Below are 19206 nucleotides of genomic sequence, written 5' to 3'. Positions count from 1 at the left end.
GCGCCCGGGCAATCGGTCGGCACGCGCGTGCAAGGCCGGGCGGATGCAAGACCGGGCGGATGCAAGACCGGGCGAAGCAGAGGGGGAGGAACGAATGGCGGGTCCCTACCGGCGGATCGTGGTGCTGACCGGCGCCGGCATCTCCAAGGAGAGCGGCCTGGACACCTTCCGCGACAAGGACGGGCTGTGGACGAAGGTGCGGCTGGAGGATGTCGCCACCCCCGGCGGTTTCGCCCGCAACCCGGACTATGTGCATGACTTCCACAACAGCCTGCGCACCGGCATGGCGGGCTACAGCCCCAATGCCGCGCACGAGGCGCTGGCCCGGCTGGAGGCGGAGCTGGCCGCCCGCAACGGCGGGCGTCTGCTGGTGGTGACCCAGAACGTGGACGACCTGCACGAACGGGCAGGCAGCCGCAACGTGCTGCACATGCACGGCGAGATCCTGAAGATCCGCTGCGAGAATTGCGGCACGGTCGCCGAAAGCCGGGAGGCGATCGGCACGGCGACAATCTGCGCCACCTGCACCACCCCGGGCTATGTCCGCCCGCATGTCGTCTGGTTCGAGGAGATGCCCTTCCACATGGCGAAGATCGGCGTGGAACTGGCCGCCTGCGACCTGTTCGTCTCGATCGGCACCTCGGGCAATGTCTATCCGGCCGCCGGCTTCGTCGACGAAGTGCGCCGCCACGGCCGCGCCCATACCGTGGAACTGAACCTGGAGCCGTCGGAGGGCGCCACCCTGTTCGCGGAGGCCCGCCAGGGCCCGGCGACGGACCTGGTGCCGGCCTTCGTCGAGGAACTGCTGGCGGCGGGGTGAGAGGAGGCCGGCGGACGCTGGTGGTGCGTTCGCACTGCCGTCGGGGAAGCCCGTCGTTCCCGGGCCGGGCTCTGCGGCACTCAAATATCTCACCAGCGGACCTGATGCGGCCTTGCCGTCCTGCCGGGTTGCCGTTGTCCTCGGCCCCGAGCCTACGGCATTCACACATCTTCTCGACGCGGCTTTCCTGCCGCCGTCGTCCTCGGGCTTGACCCGAGGATCGTGGCAAGGCGATGAGGCTGCGCAGCGTCCTTGTATCGTCACGGCCCTCGGCTCGGGGGCCGAGGGCGACGGTGCCGGGGAAGATGCGTCGAAGAGACCGTGTGACCGCCGTAGAGCCTGACCCGGGAACCGTTCTGAGCTCAGTCGTCCTCATCCTCGATGGCGTGCATGTCGTCGTCGGAGAGGCCGAAATGGTGGCCGATCTCGTGCACCAGGACATTGCGGACGACGTCGGCCAGCGCCTCCCCGGTATCCGCCGCATAGGCCAGGATCGGCTCGCGGTAGAGCCAGATCATGTCCGGCATGCGCCCGGAATCGTAAACGCTCTGATGGTCCAGGCTGACCCCGTGATAGAGGCCCAGCAGGTCATAGGCATCGTCGATGCCCATCTCCTCCAGCGTGTCGGCGTCCGCCCAGTCGGCGACCCGGAACACGATGCCTTCGGTGTGCCGGCGCAGCTCCTCCGGGATTTCGGCATAGGCCTGCTCCGCCAGGGCGAGCAGGCGGTCGGGCCCTTCCTTGGCCGGCCTCAACATGCGACACCTGCCGGACGGACGCGGACGAACCTGATGACGGGGAAGTCGGACATGGCGATGACGAAGCTGGACGCGGACGCCCGCCGGCAGGCGCTGGCCGGGCTGAACGGATGGAGCGAGGCGGCGGGTCGGGAGGCGATCTGCAAGACCTTCCAGTTCAAGGATTTCAACGCCGCCTTCGGGTTCATGGCCCGGGTGGCGCTGCTGGCTGAGAAGATGGACCACCACCCGGAGTGGTTCAATGTCTACAACAAGGTCGAGGTGACCCTGGCCACCCACGATGCCGGCGGCGTGACCCAGAAGGATGTCGACATGGCGGCCTTCATGGACGCGGCGGGTTGAGGCGCCGGCAATTGCGAATCCCCGGCCCGCTTCCCACATCCTGGTAATGAGCGAGAGCACTGCGACGGCCACCGGCCTGGACCCGGCGGCGGAAGAGGCCCTGGTCCGCGACGGCTTCTGGCGCAAGCTGCGGCGAACCGCCGGGCATGTCCCCTTTGCCGAGGATGCGGCCGCGGCCTTCTACAGCGCCACCGACCGGGCCACCCCGCTGACGGTGAAGGCGACCCTGTTCGGCGCGCTGGCCTATTTCGTCCTGCCGACCGACGCGGTCGCCGACTTCCTGCCGCTGATCGGCTATGGCGACGATCTGGCGGTGCTGCTCGCCGCCACCCGGGCGGTCGGCGGCTCGATCCGCGACAGCCACCGCGCCGCCGCGCGCCGCTTCCTGCAGAAGGACTGACGGCAGCGTTGCGGCCGTTCGGTCAGGCCTGGCGGGCCGTCAGGCTTTTCCAGTGCGGGTCGATGTCGGGGGGATTGGTGTCGGGGGCGGCGAGCGGCCGACCGCGATGCGCGTGCCAGGCGTTCAGCGCCCATTGCACGGTGGGGAAGGCCAGTTCGGTCCACGGGATCTCGTCCCAGGCGACCAGCCGGCTCTCCAGCGATTCCGGGCCGGGCGCGTGCTGCCCGTCGACCAGTTCGGCGCGGTAGATCAGCTGCACCTGGCTGATCCGGGCGATGTTGTAGACCCCCAGCAGCCCGTCGATGCGGATCTCCGCGCAGGCCTCCTCCCGCGCCTCGCGCGCGGCGCCCTGCTCGCTGCTTTCCCGTTCCTCCATATAGCCGGCGGGGATCGTCCAGAACCCCTTGCGCGGCTCGATCGCGCGGCGGCAGATCAGCAGCTTTTCGCCATGGGCGATCACCGCGCCGACGACGATCTTCGGATTGACGTAGTGGATCCAGCCGCAATCGCCGCAGACCAGCCGCTGCCGGTCGTCGCCCTCGGGCACTTCCTGCCTGAATCCGTAGTCTGCTGGCGATTGCACGCTCATGGCGCCTATCTTGCGCGCCGCGGGCGGGCTGTCCAGTCTGCCGTCCCCTGCCGCCGGCAACCGGTGGCCGATCCGGGAAGCGGGCGGGACATGACCGACGAACTGACCATGCTGCTGGACCATGTCGCGCTCAGTGTCGCGGATCTCGACCTGGCCGGTCGGTTCTACGAGGCGGTCCTGGCGCCGCTGGGCCTGTCGGTCGTCAGCACGCTGCCGTCGGACGCGCATGCCGGCGGGCAGGTCGGCTTCGGCATCGGCCGCAAGGGCCAGCTCTGGCTGGTCGCGAAGGGGCAGCAGCAGCCGCCCTGCCATATCGCCTTCCGGAACGGCAGCCGCGCGGCTGTCCGCGCCTTCCATGCCGCAGCTCTGGCGCATGGCGGCAGCGACAATGGTGCGCCCGGCATCAGGCAGGCCTACCATCCGGAATACTACGCCGCCTTCGTGCGCGATCCCGAAGGCCATAATGTCGAGGCGGTGACTTTCGCGCCGGAGGCAGCCGCTCAGACGTAGATGTTGAGGTTCCGGCCGAGCCAGTCAGGCAGGCCGCCACGCGGGCCCGGGCGGATGCCGGGATCGTCGAGATGGTGATGCTGCTGCGGCGCTTCGCCGGTGCGGCCCTCGTCGTCCGCGCCGGCACGCGCCCGCCCGCGCGAGGCGACCTGGCGCACGCGCTGCACGGGGCCCAGGGCCGGGTTGCCCTGTCCGCCAATCCTTGTGTCGTCGCCGTCAGCCATCCATCACGCTCATCTGAAGGCAAGATAGGCAGCGATACGGCCGCTGGCTACCTCTGCGGCGACGGTTGGGCCGCTTCGCCGGCATCGTCGCCCTGCCCCGCCTCCGACCTGTCCGGGCCGGTGCCGCGCTGCCGCAGTTCCTCCAGGATGCGGTCGACGACCGGGGCCCGCGGGTCGCTGTCGGGCAGGCTGCCCGCCAGCCGGCCGAACCAGTCCATCGCCGCCGGCCAGTCGCCGCGCTCGCTGGCCGCCCGGCCCAGCAGGAACAGGGCGGAAGGCTCCTCCGGCGCGATTTCCAGCACCCGTTTCAGCGCCGCCTCCGCCTGCGGCGAGACCGGCTGGCCGGCGCCGTCGGACTGCATCACCGCGGCGGCATAGGCGGTCGCCGCCGGCAGGCTGTCGGGCCGCAGCGCGGAGGCGCGCGCATAGGCGTCGCGCGCCTTCATCGGTTCGCCCAGCACCAGCCGCGAGCGGCCGAGCCGCATCCAGCCGTCGAAATCGTCCGGCATTTCCGCCAGCCGTTCCTCCAGCCCGGCCACCATGCCGGCGATCATCTCCGCCCGGGCCTCCGGATCCATCCCGGACGCGGCGCGCATCTGCGCCGCGTCCGGGCCGGGACCGCGCATCGCCAGCGGCATGTCGGGCATGCCCGGCGTGCCGGTCTGGAAGTAAAGGCCCAGTCCCGCCAGCGGCACCAGGACCGCCAGGAACACCGCCAGCAGGCCGGCCGGGCCGCCGGGCCGCCCAGTTCCGCCGGGCCGCACGGTTCCTGCCGCCTTCTCCGGCGCCTCCCGGTCGGTGCGCAGGATGCGGCGCTGGATCTCCACCCGCGCCGCGGCTGCGGCGCTCTCGTCCAGCACGCCGCGCGCCAGGTCGCGCTCCACCTCTGCCAGCTGGTCGCGGTAGACGGCCCGGTCGTGCGCGGCCGCGTCCGGCAGCGGCTGCCGGCGGGCGAGCACCAGCGGCAGCACCAGCGCCACGGCGACCGCCGCGGCCAGAAGTCCGATGATCAGCCAGAACATGACAGGATCCGATGCTGCGCCGGCCGGTTCATGTCTCGTCGCGGTCCAGCAGGGCGGCGAGGCGGGCCTCTTCCGCCGCGCTCAGCGGCCGGCCGGTATCGCCGGGCTGCGCCATCCGCCGGCGGCGGCGCAGCACCAGGACGATCCCGGCCAGCAGGATCAGTGCCGGGGCGATCCACAGCACCGCATTGCGCCAGTTGAACGGCGGCCGCATCAGCACCCACTGGCCGTAGCGGTCGACCAGGAAGCCGCGGATCTGGTCGTCGGAGCGTCCCTCCGCCACCTGTTCGCGGATGATGCCGCGCAGGTCGCGGGCCAGGTCGGCGTCGGATTCGGCGATCGTCTGGTTCTGGCAGACCAGGCAGCGCAGGGTCTCAGCTATGTCCTGTGCCCGCCGTTCCGCCACCGGGTCGTCCAGCGGCCGGTCGACGCCGATCGCCGCCGCCGGCAGGGCGGACAGGCAGGCGGCCAGCAGGATCGCGACGGCCGCCAGGAAGCGGTGAAGGGGGGCCATCGGCGCTTCACGAGCCCTGGCGATAGGCTTCGCGCTGCAGGGTCTTCACCAGCGGCGCGATCACCCGGTTCCAGTCCTGCTGCGTGATCGGGCCGACATGGCGGTAGGCGATGCTGCCGTCGGGGCGGACGACATAGGTCTCCGGCACGCCGTAGACGCCGAAGTCGATCGACACCCGGCCGGTGCGGTCGACGCCGATGGCGTTGTAGGGATCGCCCAGCTCTTCCAGCCATTTCACCGTATCGGCCGGCCGGTCCTTGTAGGCGATGCCGAAGATCTTCACGTCCTCCTCATAGTCGGCGGCGATCTGCATCAGCACCGGATGCTCCACCTTGCAGGGCGCACACCAGGAGGCGAAGACGTTCACGATGGAGACCTGCCCGTGCAGGTCGTCGCTGTCCAGGCCGCGCCGCCGGTCGGGCAGCGGCGGCAGGGAGAAGTCCGGCACCGGCTTGTCGATCAGGGCCGAGGGCAGCGACCGCGGGTCCAGGTAGAGCAGGCCATAGCCCATCGCCGCCGCGATCACCGCGAAGACCAGCGCCGGCAGGCCATAGGTGACCAGGAAGCGGCGCCGCGGCCGGGCCTCTTCCGCCGGCTCCTGCGCTTGTGCAAGGTCTTTTTCGGTCATGCGGTCGCCTGCTCCCCGATATCGGTCGCGCCGCGCCGCCGGGCTGCCGGCGCGCCGACCCGGTGCCGCCGGTCGGTGAGGGAGATCGCCCCGCCCAGCGCCATCACCAGCGACCCGAGCCAGATCCAGGACACCATCGGCTTGTGATAGACGCGGACGGCGAAGCGCGCCGCGCCCGGCTCCTGCGGCCGGCCGACCACCGCATAGAGGTCGGCGACCAGGGAGGGGCGGATCGCCGCCTCCGTCGTCTCCATCGGCGGGTCTGTGTACCGGCGCTGTTCGGGCGCCAGGCGATCGCTGCTGCCGTCGCTCCAGGTCGCGGTCATCTCCGCCGACAGGGCGTCAAAATTGGCGCCCCGCTGCTCGGTGACATCGTCCAGGCGATAGGCGACCGGGCCGGCGGACAGGCTCCCGCCGCGGGCCAGCAGGCCCTGTGCCTCGGTCGACCAGGTGCTCGACACGGTGATGCCGGCGATCAGCATCGCCATCCCCAGATGCGCCACCGTCATGCCCCAGGCGGCGCGCGGCAGATGGCCGGCACGACGCCAGCTCTCCGCCGGCGGGGCGCGGAACAGCCGGATCCGCTCCGCCCATTCGGTCAGGGTGCCGGCGGCCAGCCAGGCGGCGAGACCCAGGCCCAAAGCCGCGCCCGCGGCGCCGGTATCGGCCATCGCGATCGCCAGCAGGATCGCCGCCACGGTGACCGCGATCGCAAGCCGCAGCCGGGCAAGGGCGCCGGCCAGGTCGCCGCGCTTCCAGGCGAGCAGCGGGCCGATCCCCATGGCGGCGATCAGCGGCACCATCAGCGGCACGAAGACCGCGTTGAAATAGGGCGGGCCGACGGTCACCTTCTCCCCCGTCACGGCATCCAGGAACAGCGGGTAGAGGGTGCCGACCAGGACCGTCGCCGTCGCCGTTGCCAGCAGCAGGTTGTTCAGCACCAGGCCGCCCTCGCGGCTGACCGGGCGGAAGCTGCCGCCGCCGCGCAGGGCGGGCGCACGGATTGCGAACAGGGTCAGGCTGCCGCCCACCACCAGGACCAGGAAGCCCAGGATGAAGATGCCGCGCGCCGGGTCGGTGGCGAAGGCATGGACGGAGTTCAGCACGCCGGAGCGCACGATGAAGGTGCCCAGCAGGCTGAGGGAGAAGGTCAGGATCGCCAGCAGCACGGTCCAGGTCTTCAGCGCATCGCGCTTCTCCACCACCACGGCGGAATGGACCAGCGCGGTGCCGGCCAGCCAGGGCATGAAGGAGGCGTTCTCCACCGGGTCCCAGAACCACCAGCCGCCCCAGCCCAGCTCGTAATAGGCCCACCAGGAGCCGAGCGCGATACCGATCGTCAGGAAGGTCCAGGCGGCCAGGGTCCAGGGCCGCACCCAGCGCGCCCAGGCGGCGTCGACCCGCCCCTCGATCAGGGCCGCGACCGCGAAGGCGAAGGCGATCGAGAAGCCGACATAGCCCAGGTAGAGGAAGGGCGGATGGAAGGCGAGGCCGGGATCCTGCAGCAGCGGGTTCAGGCCCTGCCCGTCCAGCGGCGGCGGAAAGGTGCGGGTGAAGGGGTTGGAGGTGAACAGGATGAAGGCCAGGAAGCCGACCCCCAGCATCGACTGCACCGCCAGCACCCGGGCCCGCAGCTGTGCCGGCAGGTTGCCGCCGAAAAGCGCCACCGCCGCGCCGAACAGGGTCAGGATCAGCAGCCAGAGCAGCAGCGAGCCCTCGTGATTGCCCCAGACGCCGGTGATCTTGTAGAGCAGCGGCTTGGCCGAATGCGAGTTCTCGACGACGTTCACGACGGAGAAGTCGGAGCCGAGATAGGCATGCGTCAGCGCCGCGAAGGCGACCAGGCAGAGTGCTGCCTGGATGCAGGCGGCATGGCCGGCCAGCCGCATCAGGCCGGCATGGCCGCGCGCCGCGCCGACCAGCGGCAGCACCGCCTGCACGATCGCCACCGCCAGGCACAATGCCAGCGCGAAATGACCGACCTCGACGATCATCACCGGGCCTTGTCCTTCGGTGCGGGGCTGAGCTTCGCGGTCACGTGCCGCCCCTCTTCGGCCCACCCGATTCTGGTCCACCGGGGCCATGCTGCCACTGCCCGGCCCGCTTCAGGCTGTCGACCACCTCCGGCGGCATGTAGTTCTCGTCATGCTTGGCCAGCACCTGGCTGGCCGTGAACAGGCCGTCCGTCCCCAGGCTGCCTTCCGCCACGACGCCCTGGCCCTCCCGGAACAGGTCGGGCAGCAGGCCGACATAGCGCACCCGCAGGTCGTTCGCCATGTCGGTCACCGTGAACTCCGTGGTCATGCCGTCGCGCAGGACGGAGCCTTCCTGGACCAGGCCGCCGATCCGGATGCGCCGGTCCGGCGGCACCTGCCGCTCCGCGATGTCGGAGGGGCTGTGGAAGAACACCAGGTTGTCGTCGAAGGCGGACAGGACCAGGGCCACCGCGACGCCGAGCACCGCCAGGCCGCCGACCACCAGCCACAGCCGCCGCCGCTTGCGGCGTCCCATGCCGGGAAGGCGCCGCGCCGGGCTACCGCGACCGGTTTCAGTGTCCGAAGTCATTGGCCCGCTTCCGCCTGCTGCTGCCCCTGGTTCAGGTCCCGGTCGGTGCCGCCGGAGCGGCCGTCACGCCGCAGCTGCGCGACCAGCGCCTCCTGCCGCACCGCCTCCCGCAGGGCGGCCAGGCTCTGCAGCCACAGGCCCAGCAGGATGACGACGGCAAGCGCCAGCGCCGGCCAGACGAAGGCGCCGTAGCCGCCCATCGCGAGGAACGCCCCGAGACTGTCGAACCTGCCGGGAAAATCCATCTCTCTCCGCGCGGCCGGCGCGCCATCCCGGCGCGGGCTATTGCCGCCATCTCCCTGTCCGGTCCGGCCGGGCGACGTCGCGCCCTCCGCCAGGCCGCCGGATTCTGCTGTATCCCTTGCCGGGCGGAATATATCTGCCGGACGGTGTGCGTCCAGGCGGTGCGACAATCGCACCGGCCCGGAAGGACCGTGCCGCGATCAGGATTGCGCGAGCGCCGCCAGCCGGGCGATCCGCACCTTGCGGCGCAGGATCTCGGTCCGCACCCGCAGGCACAGCAGGTAGATGTAGAACGCGGTGAAGCCCAGCCCGGTCAGCAGCAGCGGCCAGAGCAGGGTGGCGTGGATCTTCGGCCCCTCCATCGTCAGCACGCTGGCCGGCTGGTGCAGGGTGTTCCACCAGTCCACCGAGAACTTCACGATCGGCACGTTGATCACGCCGACGACCGCCAGGATCGCCGCCGCCCGCGCCGCCTTCGCCTGATCGTCGAAGGCGGACCAGAGCGCGATATAGCCGAGATAGAGGAAGAACAGGATCAGGACCGAGGTCAGCCGCCCGTCCCAGACCCACCAGGTGCCCCACATCGGCTGTCCCCAGAGCGCGCCGGTCACCAGGCAGAGGAAAGTGAAGGCGGCGCCGATCGGTGCCGAGGCCTTGGCGGAGAGGTCGGCGACCGGATGCCGCCAGATCAGCCCGACGGCCGATGCGACCGTCATGCAGACATAGATGAACAGGGCCATCCAGGCGGCGGGCACATGCACGTACATGATCCGCACCGTCTCGCCCTGCTGGTAGTCCGGCGGCGCGTAGAGCAGCCCCCAGCCCAGCCCGGCGACGATCAGCAGCAGCGCCGCCACGCCGGCCACCGGCTGCACCGGCCGGATCAGGGCCAGGAAGCGGGTCGGATTGGCAAGACGGTGCAGGCTGGAGGCCATGGTTCGGGCGGTTCCGTGTCGGATCCGACCTAGCTAGAGGCAGCGGCGCGGCGGCGCAAGTCGTCCCGGTGTCGCGCCCCCTTTGCGCCCTGGCCGAGCCGTTGCAGTATCGCGGGCAGGAGGGGCGGCGATGGCGACAATACTGAACCTGATCTGGCTGGTGTTCGGCGGCTGGCTGCTCGGCCTGATGTGGCTGGCCGGTGCGGCGATCCTGGCCTTGACCATCATCGGCCTGCCCTGGGCGCGGGCGGCCTTCAACATCGGCCTCTATTCCTTCTGGCCGTTCGGACATACCACGGTCAACCGGCGCGACCTGACCGGCAGCGACGACCTGGGTACCGGGCCGCTGGGGCTGGTGGCGAACATCATCTGGCTGCTGGTCGCCGGAATCTGGCTGGCGCTTGGGCATGTTATCTCCGCCATCGCCTATGCGATCACCATCATCGGCATTCCATTTGCCATCGCCCATCTGAAGCTGGCGGAGGCCAGCCTGCTGCCGGTCGGCAAGGCGGTGGTGACGAAGGAGGTCGCGGCCGAACTGATGCGCGAGCGCGCCCGCCGGTCGGTGCAGCAGTCGCGCCGCTGACCGGGGCGGGCGCCGCCTATTCCAGCGACAGCCGCAGCGCCGCGGCGGCGGCCCAGGGGGCCAGCACCAGGGCGACGCAGAGGGTGGCGCCCAGCAGCAGCAGGTGCGGGACCGCCGCCAGGCCGAAGGCGGCGGCATCGACGGCGGCGGCGCCGAAGATCAGGGTCGGGATGTAGAGCGGCAGCACCAGCAGCGCCAGCAGCGGCCCGCCGCGCCGGACGCCGACCGTCAGGGCGGCGCCGATCGCGCCCAGCAGGGTCAGGCAGGGGGTGCCCAGCGCCATCGCGATCCAGGCCGCGCCCAGCGCCTCCACCGGCAGGGCCAGCGACAGGGCCAGTGGCGGGCCCAGCAGGGTCAGCGGCAGGCCGGCGGTCAGCCAGTGCGCCAGCGCCTTGGCCAGCACCACCACCGGCATCGGCAGCCGCCCCAGCGCCAGGATGTCCAGGGTACCGTCGGCGAAATCGGCCTGGAACAGCCGCTCCAGCGACATCAGCGCCGACAGGAGCGCGGCGACCCACAGCACACCGGGCGCGATCCGGCTCAGCACCTCCGGCGCCGGGCCGACCCCCAGCGGGAACAGGGTGACCGCCAGCACGAAGAAGATCAGCACCAGCACCGTGGCGCCGCCCTGCCGCACCGCCAGCCGCAGGTCGCGCTGCACCAGGGCGCGGAACGCCGCCAGGGCGGAAGGATGGCCGTAGGGCGTATCCGGCCGCGTCACGGCAGTGCAGCCTGCCGGATGAGCGAATGCGGGGCCAGGTCGAGTTCGGCCGCGCCGGGCAGGTCGGCCGGGCCGTGCACCGCAACGATCGCCATGCCGCCCAGCGCCCGATGGGCCGCGATCCGTTCCCACAGGGTGGCGGTGGAGGCCGCGTCCAGGCCGGTCGCCGGCTCGTCGAGCAGCCAGAGTGGCGCGCCGCCCAACAGCAGCCGCGCCAGTGCCAGGCGCCGGGTCTGGCCGGCGGACAGATAGCGCGCCGGCAGCTCCGCCAGGTCGGACAGGGCGAAGGCGCCCAGTGCATCGCCGATGCGCTGCGGCTGGCCATCCGGCTGCAGATGTGCCCAGAAGGCCAGGTTCTCCCGCACCGTCAGGGCGGGCTGCGCGGCATTGGCATGGCCCAGATAGACCAGCCGCGCAGCATGCCGGTCGGGGTTCTCGTCGACCGGCCCGTCATGCCAGGCCAGATGGCCGGCGAAGGGCGGCAGCAGGCCGGCCAGCATGCGCAGCAGGGAGGATTTGCCGGTGCCGTTCGGCCCGCGCAGCACCAGCGCGCCGCCATTCTCGACCCGCAGGCTGACGTCGCGGAACACCGCGCGCTCGCCGCGGGCGCAGGCCAGGTTCTCTGCCAGGAAGAAGCGGGTGTCGGACATGCCCCCTTATGCCATGCGGCGATGCCGGCGGGCCATGACCTGGTGCCGCAGCGGCGCACCGGCCCCGGGGGCGGTCGCCGGGCCGGCCGCAGCGGTCACTCCGCCGCCTGGCGCTCCACCGCGACGGCGCTCTCCAGGGCCTCGACGTCGATGCCCAGGAGGTCGCGGAAGGCCGCGATGCCCGACGGCGTCGCCGCCAGGGCCCGGCCCTCCGGCAGCCGCACCAGCCAGCCCTGCGCCAGGAAATGCTCCAGCAGCGACCGCCCCAACCGCCCGGCCAGGTGGAAGCGGCGTTCCGTCCAGTCCAGGCAGGGTTTGGCCCAGCAGGGGCTCGATCCGGGTTGCAGCCGGGCAGCAGCCGGTTCCGCGACCGTATCCGACGGCAGGCCCAGCCGGTGGAAGAGGGCGGCCGCCTGCGGCCCGGGCAGGAAACTGCCGCCGCGGAAGGCGATCGCGTCCATCTCCGCCAGGCGTTCCGCAAGCGCCACCGCCAGCTTGCCCGCCAGATGGGTCCAGCAGGACCGCGCCAGGACGAAGGCGCCGCGGGCCCGCGGCGGCAGGCTGCGCAGATGGTCCTGCGGCGCGGCCGCCATCAGGGCCTCGACCGCGCCGGCCATGTCGGCATCGCCGATGTAGAAATAGCGGTGCCGGCCGCGGCGATAGTCGGCCAGCAGCCCGGTCCCCGTCAGCCGTTGCAGGTGGAAGCTCGCCGTCTGCGGCGTGACCTCCGCCCGGAACGCCAGCTCCTTTGCCGAATAGGCGCGGCCGTCCATCAGCGCTGTGACGATGCGCGCCCGCGCCCGGTCCGCCAGCGCGGCGGCGATGATGTCGATCCGCGGCTCCTGGTTCATCGCACCTCCACCCCCGGCTGCCATTCCTGCCGATGGGAAGGTGGCAGGCCGGCGGGCCGAGGGAAAGCCGACAACGCTACGATGGATCTTTGCGGGTCAGGCCCCGAAGGTGAGAGGCTCCGCCGGTAGCGGCCGGCCCAGGGCCTGCGCTAGGACCGTCCAGTGCAGCACCTCGTCGGCGGCGATGCGGGCGGATGCCTGGACCAGGCCGTCGCCCTGCAGGTCGGGGACCGCCTTCAGGTAGCCGTCGGCGGCCTCCTTCTCCAGCCGCAGCGCCAGCTCCAGCACCTCTGTCTGGTTCTTCAGGCTCGCTGCATCCAGGGCGGCGGCATAGTCGGCGAGCGATTTCGGACCCTGCGGCGCACCGCCCAGCTTCGTCACGGCGCGGGCCAGCGCATCGCGATGGCCCCTGTGATGCGACTGGAACAGGATCGCGACGGGGCGCACCTCCGCGGCCAGCAGGCCGCTGTCCAGAGCAAGCTGGTAGGCCCCGATCGCCTGGTCCTCCAGGCCGATGGCGCCGTTCAGCAGCGCGGCATCGGCCATCGGGTCGGCGGTCATGCCGGGCTTCGCCGCCATGCTCTCGCAGCCGACCAGCAGTGCCACCGCACCGGCCGAGAGGGTGGCTGTACCGGCGCTGCGCAGGAAGCGGCGGCGGGCGGTCTCGGCGGTTCTGGTCATGACGACATTCTCCCGTGTTTCGCGCCGTCATCGGCGCGTTCCCATCAGGATACGGCCGTATCGGACCTTCGGATGTGTCGGCAGACGGACGACACGCGCATGCTTTTGCGATCACGCGTCCGCCGCGGACCTTCCTGGTCTCCGCCACCATCGACTTCTGACCGCCGCGGGCCGCGCCGCCTACAGCAGACGGCGCGGCTCGGCGAATTCCTCGGCGTCCTGGGTGGAGTCGTGCACCTCCTCCCGGATGATCGTCGTGGTGATCTCGTGCAGATGGGCGGCCAGCGCCTGGCTGAGCTCCTCGAACTCCGGCCAGAGGGTCAGGTGCACAAAACTCGCCGGAGCCCGGACCATGACCGTCTGGCGGTGCATGCGCGGGTACCGGAACGGCGTCACGCCGTAGCGGCGGCACAGGGCGATGAACAGTTGCCTGGACCATTGGTCGGGAATCGAGAACTTGACCTCCTCCGGCTGTTCCTTCCTGCTGGCCTTCTCGTACAGCTGGCGGATCCGCTCGGCCGCAGCGCCGGCGGCGGATTTCTCCCCGGCGGTGCCGGCGGCGGCATAGAGTGCTTCGATCTTGCGCAGTTTCTCGCGCAGACGGTCGTCGGATTTCATCTGGCTCCGCCGGTTGTCGATCGGCTTCCGTCCCCGCTCAGTGCATGCCGCCGTCGACCCGCAGCAGCGCGCCGGTGGTATAGCCGGCGTGGGGAGAGGCCAGGTACAGCGCCGCCGCCACCACCTCGTCCGGCTGGCCGCCGCGCTTCATGGCGATGGTGGTTTCCGCCCGCGCGTTGAACGCTTCCATGTCCCAGGCCTTGGAGATGTCGGTCAGGAACGGCCCGGGCAGGATGCAGTTCACCCGCACCTTCGGGCCATAGGCGTCGGCGAAGGCCTCGGTCATCGCGTTCAGCCCGGCCTTCGCCGCGGCATAGGTGATGATGTCCTTGCGCGGCCGGATCGAGCCGACGGAGGAGATGTTGATGATGCAGCCGCCATCGCCCTCCATCATCCGCTGGCCGATCGCCGCGGACAGCCGGAACGGCCCCTTCAGGTTCACGTCCAGCACGCTGTCGTAGAGCCGTTCCTCGATATCGACGGGACGGTCGTAGATCGGCGACTTGCCGGCATTGTTGATCAGCACGTCGACCCGGCCGAAGCGGGCATAGGCGGCCTCCACCAGCGCGTCGCACTCGTCCCACCGGCCGACATGGGCCGCATGGGCCCAGGCCTGGCGGCCCAGCGCCTCGACCTCCTTCGCGGTCTGCTCGCAGGCATCCAGCTTGCGGCTGGTGATGCCGATATCGGCACCTGCTGCGGCGAAGCCCAGCGCCATCTCCCGTCCCAGGCCCCGGCTGCCGCCGGTGATCAGGACCACCTTGCCACTCATGTCGATGATGTGCTTCGCCGTCACCTGGCGTTCCCCCTCATTCCGCTTTTGCTGTCTGGATGGCGCGCATGTTCGGGGCGCGCCGCCCCGTGCGCAAGGGCGCTTCAGCCGGTCGCGGCCGCGCTAACCGCGGCGGCGATGTCGGCGGCGAAGCGGTCGACAACCTCAGGCGTGGTGTCCCAGGCGCACATGAAGCGGCAGCCGCCGGCGCCGATGAAGTCGTAGAACTTCCAGCCCTGTGCCCAGAGCCGCTCGATCGCCGGCTTCGGCAGGCGGGCGAAGACGGCGTTGGCCTGGGGCGGGAACATGATCTCCACCCCCGCCAGGTCGCGGATCGCGCTGTGCAGGCGGGCGGCCATGGCATTGGCATGACCGGCATTGCGCAGCCAGACATCATCGTCCAGCAGGCCCAGCCAGGGCGCGGAGATGAAGCGCATCTTGGAGCAGAGCTGCCCCGCCTGCTTCACCCGGTGGGCGAAGTCGCGCGCCTGCTCCTTCTTGAAGAAGACCACCGCCTCGCCCACCGCCAGGCCGTTCTTGGTGCCGCCGAAGCAGAGCACGTCCACCCCGGCGCGCCAGGTGATCTCCGACGGGTGCACCCCCAGCGCCGCGACCGCGTTGGCGAATCGGGCGCCGTCCATATGCACCTTCAGGTCGTGGCGCTTCGCCATCGCGGCGATGGCGCGCAGTTCCGCCACCGAATAGAGGGTGCCGACCTCCGTCGCCTGGGTCAGGGAGACGACCTCCGGCTTCGGGTAGTGTACGTCCGACCGCGCCGTGACCTTCGCGGCGATGGCGTCCGGGGTCAGCTTGCCGTCCGGCCCGTCGGCCAGCAGCAGCTTCGCGCCGTTGGAGAAGAACTCCGGCGCGCCGCATTCGTCGGTCTCGATATGGGCGAGGGCATGGGCGAGGATCGAATGGTAGGGCTGGGTCAGCGCCGCCAGGGCCAGCGCGTTCGCCGCCGTGCCGTTGAAGACGAAGAAGATCTCGCAGTCGGTCTGGAACAGCTCCCGTATCCGGTCGCAGACGATCTGCGTCCAGCGGTCGTCGCCATAGGCGGGCTCGTGCCCGCTGGCGTCCGCGCGGGTCATCGCCGCCAGCACCTCCGGGCACATGCCGGCATAATTGTCGGAAGCGAAGTGGCGGGCGGGTGCGGCGGGCTGAGGCATGGGCGGTGACTACCTGGGTGAAAGGGCGCCGAAGGTAGCATCACCGGTGGCGATATCCCTAGATCGGCATCCAATTTGTAACTACATAATTGTAGATGGCAGGCGGCGATGGTGCGGTGGATATGGGATCCGGGCAAGGACAGGGCGAACCGGCGCAAGCATGGCCTGTCGCTGCCCGATGCGCACCGGGATGGCGACCGCTGGCGTACGATCGGCATGGTCGCAGGGCGGCTGCTCTTTGCCGTGCATAGCTGGCCGGATCGCGAAGAGGATGGCGTGGCACGCGCGATCAGCGTCCGCAAGGCAACCCCCGCGGAACGAAAGGCATATGAGAATGGCTGACAAGCGAAGCCTCTCCAGACGTCAGGCAGCGGAACTCGCCGCCCTCGATCGTCTGTCCGATGAGGACATCGCCACCGACGATCCCGACGCGCCGGAGACCGTGGACTGGTCTGGCGCCGTCCGCGGACGCTTCTACCGGCCGGTCAAGAAGCAGACGACGATCCGGATCGATGCCGACATTCTCGAATGGTTCCGTCTTCATCGACGCGAGGGCGACCGCGGCTACCAGAGCCATATCAACGCCGCGCTTCGGGAATATGTGGCCCGAATGCAGAGCAGCCGTCGCTGATCCGGAGCATGCGGCCACGATTGCATTTCGACGTTCACGAGGGCGATGGCCCGCCGCTGCTGCTGGTGCACGGCTTCATGTCCAGCCGGGCGCAATGGGCGGCGAACCTGCCGGCGCTGAAGCGGGTCGCCAGCCCGGTGACGGTCGAGCTGTGGGGGCATGGCCGATCGCCGGTGCCGGAGGATCCCGCCTTGCACGACCCGCGCGCCTATGCCGAGCAGTTCGAGGCGATCCGCAACGAGATCGGCGGCGAATCCTGGTATGCCGTCGGGCAAAGCTTCGGCGCCGGGCTGACCCTGCGCTACAGCCTGCTCTGTCCGGAAGCCCTGTTCGGCCAGGCCTTCACCAATTCCCTGTCCGGCCTGGCTTCCGACGGGCCCGATGCGGCGGCGGAACGGGCGGCGCGGCTGCGCGGCCTGTTCGCCGCCGGCGCGCCGCTGACCGAGCTGCCGTTCCATCCCCGCAACGGCCGCCGGCTACACCCGGCGGTGCGCGCCGCGCTGGAAGCGGATGCCGGGTTGCTGACCCCGGCCGGCCTGTTGGGCTGCATCGAGGGCAGCCGCCCGACCCTGTCGGTGCTGGGCGACCTGGAGCGGATTGCCGTGCCTACCCTGATGGTCGTCGGCGTCTGGGAAAAGGCCTTCCTCCCGCTGGCCGCGCTGGCGCAGGCCCGCCTGCCGGGCCTGCGCACGGTGCGCCTGGACGGCGGCCATTCCATCAATGCCGAGGCGGTGGCGGCCTTCGACGCGGCGCTCGCCGCACATCTCGCCGACTGCCGCGCCGCCGAACCTGCCCGGAAGGCCGCACCATGATCGTCCTCTACGAACATCCGCTCTCCCCCTATGTGCAGAAGGTGAAGATCGCGCTGCGCGAGAAGAGCATTCCCTTCGAACTGCGCCGCGCCGGCGGTCGCGGGCCCGGCGTCGAACAGGACGACTTCCTGGACGGCAATCCTCGCGCCGAGGTGCCGTTCCTGCTGCACGAGGGTCTGCGGCTGTTCGATTCCACCATCCAGCTCGATTATCTGGAGGATGCCTTTCCCGACCCGCCCCTGATGCCGCCGGACCCGGCCGCCCGCGCGCAGGCCCGCAGCATCGAGGAGGTGATGGACACCCATTACGAGGCGGTGAACTGGGGGCTGGGGGAGCTGCGTTATTTCCGCCGCGCCGACGGCCGCGACGCGGCGGATCTGAAGGCGGCGGCCCGCCGCCAGATCGCCGGCTTCCATGCCTGGCTGGAGGGGCGGCTGGCGCCCGGCGCCGAATGGTTCTGCGGACCGTTCGGGCGTGCGGATCTCTCCGTCGTGCCGTTCCTCAATGCGTCTGCCGGCTTCGGCTTCCCGCCGCCGGAAGGCTCGGCCCTCATCGCCTGGCTGAAGCGCGCCAATGCCCGCCCGGCGGTGGCACAGACGGTGGCCGAGGCACGCGCCGCGGTGGCGGAGATGGCGAATGTCCACAAGGCGGTGGAGGCCGGCCGCTTCCGCCGCCAGTACCGCGACCATCGCCTGGAATGGATGATCAAGTCCGGCGGCCTGCAGGTGGTGCTGGACGGCATCGGCCGCGACACGATCCGCTTCACGCCGGAGATCGACTGACCCGCCAGGTGTTGACTGGAGACCGCTATCCGGCCGGCCGCGCCATCAGGGCCAGGATCTCGAATAGCATCTGCGCGCCGACCTGGGCGGTGTTGGTGGTGGCGTCGTATTGCGGCGCCACCTCCACCACGTCGCCGCCGACGATGTCCAGGCCGTCCAGCGCGCGCAGGATCGCCTGGCATTCCCGCGGTGTCATGCCGCCGACCTCCGGCGTGCCGGTACCCGGCGCGAAGGCGGGGTCCAGGCAGTCGACGTCGAAGGTGACATAGACCGGGCCGTCGCCGACCACCTCCCGCGCCCGGGCCGCGATCGAGGCCGCCGGCATGGCGGCCACGTCCTCGATATGCAGCACCGTCATGCCCGCCTCGTAGGAGAATTCCCAGAGGAATTCCGACGAGCCGCGGATGCCGATCTGGATGCAGCGGTCCGGGTCCAGCACGCCGTCCAGCACCGCCTGGCGGAACGGGCCGCCATGGTGGAACTTGGACAGGTCGTATTCCCCGCCGGTGTCGCAATGGGCATCGAAATGCACCATGCCCAGAGGCCGGTCGCGGCCCAGCGCCTGCATGATCGGATAGGTGATCGAATGGTCGCCGCCGACCGACAGCGGCCGCACGCCGGCATCGCGGAGGGTGCCGTAGAAGTCGGCGATATCGGCGATGCTGGTTTCCAGGCTGAAGCGGCTGCGGAACGGCACGTCGCCGATGTCGCGCACCCGCGCCTCCAGGAACGGCACCCGGTGGAACAGGTGGTGGTAAGGGCCGACCCGCTCGATGGCGCGCACCGCCCGCGGGCCGAAGCGGGCGCCCGGCCGGTTGGTGACACCGAGGTCCATCGGCACCCCGACCAGGGCGATGTCGACATCGGCCAGGGCGGCCGGATCGGTGCCGTCGACCGGCGGCACGTCCAGGAAGGTCGCGATGCCGGAATAGGGCGCCCAGCGGCGGCCGTCCGCCTTGAACTGCACCTCCGCCAGCGGCCGGAAGCGGGGATCGTACATCTGTCCCGGCGCCTGGTCGGCAAAGCGCGCGCGCAGCTTCCGCAGTTTCTCTTGGTCCACCCGGTCCTCCTTGCCTCTCGGTTCGGACCGACAGCCTAGAGCGTTCCCGCTTTAGGTGGAAGCATAGCCTGAGTTTGCGAAGTAGGCGGCACATTCCTGCGGCTGAAAGCGGTTGAGGACGTTGCCGATAGCTTCGACGGTTTCAGAGATCGACCGCGCCTGCGCGCGTCGCAGCCAATGCTTCAGCTTTGCGAAGACCTGCTCGATCGGATTGAGGTCGGGGCTGTAGGCCGGCAGGAACAACAGTTTGGCGCCGGCTGCACGGATCGCCGCCCGCACCGGCCTGCCCTTGTGGCTGCCGAGATTGTCGAGCACGACAATGT

Annotated in this window: 27 protein-coding genes; 8 read left to right on the top strand and 19 right to left on the bottom strand. The window is 70.6% G+C overall.

The annotated features are described in order from the left end of the window. Positions 1-94: 94 nt before the first annotated feature. A complete protein-coding gene (locus ACFOGJ_RS07790) occupies positions 95-820 on the top strand; it encodes an NAD-dependent deacylase (RefSeq protein ID WP_379899287.1) in 726 nt (241 codons plus the stop codon). Positions 821-1182: 362 nt separating this feature from the next. Here ACFOGJ_RS07790 and ACFOGJ_RS07785 read toward each other — a convergent pair whose 3' ends face one another. Further along, complete coding sequence (locus ACFOGJ_RS07785) at positions 1183-1578, bottom strand: metallopeptidase family protein (protein WP_379899286.1); 396 nt, start codon at positions 1576-1578, stop codon at positions 1183-1185. Between the two features lie 33 nt (positions 1579-1611). On the opposite strand from ACFOGJ_RS07785, the gene ACFOGJ_RS07780 reads away from it, so the two are divergent. Both ACFOGJ_RS07780 and ACFOGJ_RS07775 read left to right on the top strand, forming a co-directional pair. After that, positions 1612-1920 carry a 4a-hydroxytetrahydrobiopterin dehydratase gene (locus tag ACFOGJ_RS07780; RefSeq protein ID WP_379899285.1) on the top strand — a complete coding sequence of 103 codons (309 nt, stop codon included), beginning with the start codon at positions 1612-1614 and terminating at the stop codon, positions 1918-1920. A gap of 46 nt (positions 1921-1966) precedes the next feature. Beyond that, positions 1967-2320: a YkvA family protein gene (locus tag ACFOGJ_RS07775; RefSeq protein WP_379899284.1), complete on the top strand. Its 354-nt coding sequence runs from the start codon at positions 1967-1969 to the stop codon at positions 2318-2320. A 22-nt stretch (positions 2321-2342) separates the two neighbouring features. Here ACFOGJ_RS07775 and ACFOGJ_RS07770 read toward each other — a convergent pair whose 3' ends face one another. Further along, positions 2343-2909, bottom strand: coding sequence for an NUDIX hydrolase (locus ACFOGJ_RS07770; RefSeq protein WP_379899283.1), 567 nt, complete (start codon positions 2907-2909; stop codon positions 2343-2345). A gap of 90 nt (positions 2910-2999) precedes the next feature. Between ACFOGJ_RS07770 and ACFOGJ_RS07765 the strand changes: the two genes are divergently transcribed. Beyond that, entirely contained in the window at positions 3000-3419 is a 420-nt protein-coding gene (locus ACFOGJ_RS07765) for a VOC family protein (protein WP_379899282.1), read from the top strand. Here ACFOGJ_RS07765 and ACFOGJ_RS07760 read toward each other — a convergent pair. The 8 genes from ACFOGJ_RS07760 to ACFOGJ_RS07725 all read right to left on the bottom strand — a co-directional run bounded on the left by ACFOGJ_RS07760 (position 3410) and on the right by ACFOGJ_RS07725 (position 9550). Next, the gene (locus tag ACFOGJ_RS07760; protein WP_379899281.1) at positions 3410-3643 is read right to left on the bottom strand and encodes a hypothetical protein; all 234 of its coding nucleotides are present in this window, start codon (positions 3641-3643) and stop codon (positions 3410-3412) included. The genes ACFOGJ_RS07765 and ACFOGJ_RS07760 overlap by 10 nt on opposite strands. A 47-nt stretch (positions 3644-3690) precedes the next feature. Further along, on the bottom strand, positions 3691-4665 hold the full coding sequence (gene ccmI, locus ACFOGJ_RS07755; RefSeq protein WP_379899280.1) for a c-type cytochrome biogenesis protein CcmI: 975 nt from the start codon (positions 4663-4665) through the stop codon (positions 3691-3693). Positions 4666-4693: 28 nt separating this feature from the next. Next, a complete protein-coding gene (locus tag ACFOGJ_RS07750; RefSeq protein WP_379899279.1) occupies positions 4694-5179 on the bottom strand; it encodes a cytochrome c-type biogenesis protein in 486 nt (161 codons plus the stop codon). A 7-nt stretch (positions 5180-5186) separates the two neighbouring features. Continuing rightward, positions 5187-5807: a DsbE family thiol:disulfide interchange protein gene (locus ACFOGJ_RS07745; RefSeq protein ID WP_379899278.1), complete on the bottom strand. Its 621-nt coding sequence runs from the start codon at positions 5805-5807 to the stop codon at positions 5187-5189. After that, positions 5804-7801, bottom strand: coding sequence for a heme lyase CcmF/NrfE family subunit (locus ACFOGJ_RS07740; protein WP_379899462.1), 1998 nt, complete (start codon positions 7799-7801; stop codon positions 5804-5806). Before ACFOGJ_RS07740 ends, ACFOGJ_RS07745 begins: the two co-directional genes overlap by 4 nt. Positions 7802-7841: 40 nt before the next feature. After that, positions 7842-8318 carry a cytochrome c maturation protein CcmE gene (gene ccmE / locus ACFOGJ_RS07735; protein WP_379899277.1) on the bottom strand — a complete coding sequence of 159 codons (477 nt, stop codon included), beginning with the start codon at positions 8316-8318 and terminating at the stop codon, positions 7842-7844. Positions 8319-8368: 50 nt separating this feature from the next. Beyond that, positions 8369-8617, bottom strand: coding sequence for a heme exporter protein CcmD (ccmD, locus tag ACFOGJ_RS07730; RefSeq protein ID WP_379899276.1), 249 nt, complete (start codon positions 8615-8617; stop codon positions 8369-8371). A 198-nt stretch (positions 8618-8815) separates the two neighbouring features. Further along, complete coding sequence (locus ACFOGJ_RS07725; protein WP_379899275.1) at positions 8816-9550, bottom strand: heme ABC transporter permease; 735 nt, start codon at positions 9548-9550, stop codon at positions 8816-8818. A 130-nt stretch (positions 9551-9680) separates the two neighbouring features. On the opposite strand from ACFOGJ_RS07725, the gene ACFOGJ_RS07720 reads away from it, so the two are divergent. Beyond that, positions 9681-10136, top strand: coding sequence for a YccF domain-containing protein (locus ACFOGJ_RS07720; RefSeq protein WP_379899274.1), 456 nt, complete (start codon positions 9681-9683; stop codon positions 10134-10136). Positions 10137-10152: 16 nt separating this feature from the next. On the opposite strand, the gene ccmB is transcribed toward ACFOGJ_RS07720, so the two are convergent. The 7 genes from ccmB to ACFOGJ_RS07685 all read right to left on the bottom strand — a co-directional run bounded on the left by ccmB (position 10153) and on the right by ACFOGJ_RS07685 (position 15598). Beyond that, a complete protein-coding gene (gene ccmB, locus ACFOGJ_RS07715) occupies positions 10153-10818 on the bottom strand; it encodes a heme exporter protein CcmB (protein WP_379899461.1) in 666 nt (221 codons plus the stop codon). A 35-nt stretch (positions 10819-10853) separates the two neighbouring features. Continuing rightward, positions 10854-11507 (bottom strand): heme ABC exporter ATP-binding protein CcmA, encoded by a 654-nt coding sequence (gene ccmA / locus ACFOGJ_RS07710; RefSeq protein WP_379899273.1) that lies wholly within the window; start codon positions 11505-11507, stop codon positions 10854-10856. A gap of 95 nt (positions 11508-11602) precedes the next feature. After that, positions 11603-12358: a helix-turn-helix domain-containing protein gene (locus ACFOGJ_RS07705; protein ID WP_379899272.1), complete on the bottom strand. Its 756-nt coding sequence runs from the start codon at positions 12356-12358 to the stop codon at positions 11603-11605. Positions 12359-12454: 96 nt separating this feature from the next. Next, on the bottom strand, positions 12455-13039 hold the full coding sequence (locus ACFOGJ_RS07700; protein WP_379899271.1) for a ferritin-like domain-containing protein: 585 nt from the start codon (positions 13037-13039) through the stop codon (positions 12455-12457). Between the two features lie 180 nt (positions 13040-13219). Then, a complete protein-coding gene (locus ACFOGJ_RS07695; RefSeq protein WP_379899270.1) occupies positions 13220-13657 on the bottom strand; it encodes a hypothetical protein in 438 nt (145 codons plus the stop codon). Positions 13658-13694: 37 nt separating this feature from the next. Continuing rightward, positions 13695-14453, bottom strand: coding sequence for an SDR family NAD(P)-dependent oxidoreductase (locus ACFOGJ_RS07690; protein WP_379899269.1), 759 nt, complete (start codon positions 14451-14453; stop codon positions 13695-13697). An 80-nt stretch (positions 14454-14533) separates the two neighbouring features. After that, the gene (locus ACFOGJ_RS07685) at positions 14534-15598 is read right to left on the bottom strand and encodes a threonine aldolase family protein (RefSeq protein WP_379899268.1); all 1065 of its coding nucleotides are present in this window, start codon (positions 15596-15598) and stop codon (positions 14534-14536) included. Between the two features lie 334 nt (positions 15599-15932). On the opposite strand from ACFOGJ_RS07685, the gene ACFOGJ_RS07680 reads away from it, so the two are divergent. Genes ACFOGJ_RS07680 through ACFOGJ_RS07670 form a run of 3 tightly spaced genes read left to right on the top strand, consistent with a single transcriptional unit; the run spans position 15933 to position 17823 of the window. Further along, positions 15933-16229, top strand: a complete 297-nt coding sequence (locus tag ACFOGJ_RS07680; protein WP_379899267.1) for a BrnA antitoxin family protein — start codon at positions 15933-15935, stop codon at positions 16227-16229. Between the two features lie 8 nt (positions 16230-16237). Then, the gene (locus ACFOGJ_RS07675) at positions 16238-17041 is read left to right on the top strand and encodes an alpha/beta fold hydrolase (protein ID WP_379899266.1); all 804 of its coding nucleotides are present in this window, start codon (positions 16238-16240) and stop codon (positions 17039-17041) included. Beyond that, on the top strand, positions 17038-17823 hold the full coding sequence (locus ACFOGJ_RS07670; RefSeq protein WP_379899265.1) for a glutathione S-transferase family protein: 786 nt from the start codon (positions 17038-17040) through the stop codon (positions 17821-17823). The genes ACFOGJ_RS07675 and ACFOGJ_RS07670 overlap by 4 nt, the downstream gene beginning before the upstream one ends. 25 nt (positions 17824-17848) lie before the next feature. Here ACFOGJ_RS07670 and speB read toward each other — a convergent pair whose 3' ends face one another. After that, on the bottom strand, positions 17849-18883 hold the full coding sequence (gene speB / locus ACFOGJ_RS07665) for an agmatinase (protein ID WP_379899264.1): 1035 nt from the start codon (positions 18881-18883) through the stop codon (positions 17849-17851). 51 nt (positions 18884-18934) lie between these two features. Then, positions 18935-19206 (bottom strand): transposase (locus ACFOGJ_RS07660; protein WP_379899263.1); only part of this gene is annotated, 272 nt, incomplete at its 5' end.

Source organism: Marinibaculum pumilum, from assembly GCF_042646425.1.
GTDB classification, from domain to species: domain Bacteria; phylum Pseudomonadota; class Alphaproteobacteria; order Ferrovibrionales; family Ferrovibrionaceae; genus Marinibaculum; species Marinibaculum pumilum.
Note: the sequence above shows the minus strand (reverse complement) of the source record. Positions and strands in the feature narration are given on the sequence as shown.

Coding starts and splice junctions, on each gene's coding strand:
- ACFOGJ_RS07785 (WP_379899286.1), bottom strand. CDS start 1,578: ATGTTGAGGCCGGCCAAGGAAGGGCCCGACCGCCTGCTCGCCCTGGCG.
- ACFOGJ_RS07775 (WP_379899284.1), top strand. CDS start 1,967: ATGAGCGAGAGCACTGCGACGGCCACCGGCCTGGACCCGGCGGCGGAA.
- ACFOGJ_RS07740 (WP_379899462.1), bottom strand. CDS start 7,801: ATGATCGTCGAGGTCGGTCATTTCGCGCTGGCATTGTGCCTGGCGGTG.
- ACFOGJ_RS07675 (WP_379899266.1), top strand. CDS start 16,238: ATGCGGCCACGATTGCATTTCGACGTTCACGAGGGCGATGGCCCGCCG.
- ccmA (WP_379899273.1), bottom strand. CDS start 11,507: ATGTCCGACACCCGCTTCTTCCTGGCAGAGAACCTGGCCTGCGCCCGC.
- ACFOGJ_RS07670 (WP_379899265.1), top strand. CDS start 17,038: ATGATCGTCCTCTACGAACATCCGCTCTCCCCCTATGTGCAGAAGGTG.
- ACFOGJ_RS07765 (WP_379899282.1), top strand. CDS start 3,000: ATGACCGACGAACTGACCATGCTGCTGGACCATGTCGCGCTCAGTGTC.
- ACFOGJ_RS07705 (WP_379899272.1), bottom strand. CDS start 12,358: ATGAACCAGGAGCCGCGGATCGACATCATCGCCGCCGCGCTGGCGGAC.
- ccmE (WP_379899277.1), bottom strand. CDS start 8,318: ATGGGACGCCGCAAGCGGCGGCGGCTGTGGCTGGTGGTCGGCGGCCTG.
- ACFOGJ_RS07770 (WP_379899283.1), bottom strand. CDS start 2,909: ATGAGCGTGCAATCGCCAGCAGACTACGGATTCAGGCAGGAAGTGCCC.
- ACFOGJ_RS07685 (WP_379899268.1), bottom strand. CDS start 15,598: ATGCCTCAGCCCGCCGCACCCGCCCGCCACTTCGCTTCCGACAATTAT.
- ACFOGJ_RS07680 (WP_379899267.1), top strand. CDS start 15,933: ATGGCTGACAAGCGAAGCCTCTCCAGACGTCAGGCAGCGGAACTCGCC.
- ACFOGJ_RS07725 (WP_379899275.1), bottom strand. CDS start 9,550: ATGGCCTCCAGCCTGCACCGTCTTGCCAATCCGACCCGCTTCCTGGCC.
- ACFOGJ_RS07720 (WP_379899274.1), top strand. CDS start 9,681: ATGGCGACAATACTGAACCTGATCTGGCTGGTGTTCGGCGGCTGGCTG.
- ACFOGJ_RS07790 (WP_379899287.1), top strand. CDS start 95: ATGGCGGGTCCCTACCGGCGGATCGTGGTGCTGACCGGCGCCGGCATC.
- ACFOGJ_RS07700 (WP_379899271.1), bottom strand. CDS start 13,039: ATGACCAGAACCGCCGAGACCGCCCGCCGCCGCTTCCTGCGCAGCGCC.
- ACFOGJ_RS07750 (WP_379899279.1), bottom strand. CDS start 5,179: ATGGCCCCCCTTCACCGCTTCCTGGCGGCCGTCGCGATCCTGCTGGCC.
- ccmD (WP_379899276.1), bottom strand. CDS start 8,617: ATGGATTTTCCCGGCAGGTTCGACAGTCTCGGGGCGTTCCTCGCGATG.
- ACFOGJ_RS07780 (WP_379899285.1), top strand. CDS start 1,612: ATGACGGGGAAGTCGGACATGGCGATGACGAAGCTGGACGCGGACGCC.
- ACFOGJ_RS07695 (WP_379899270.1), bottom strand. CDS start 13,657: ATGAAATCCGACGACCGTCTGCGCGAGAAACTGCGCAAGATCGAAGCA.
- ACFOGJ_RS07760 (WP_379899281.1), bottom strand. CDS start 3,643: ATGGCTGACGGCGACGACACAAGGATTGGCGGACAGGGCAACCCGGCC.
- ACFOGJ_RS07745 (WP_379899278.1), bottom strand. CDS start 5,807: ATGACCGAAAAAGACCTTGCACAAGCGCAGGAGCCGGCGGAAGAGGCC.
- ccmI (WP_379899280.1), bottom strand. CDS start 4,665: ATGTTCTGGCTGATCATCGGACTTCTGGCCGCGGCGGTCGCCGTGGCG.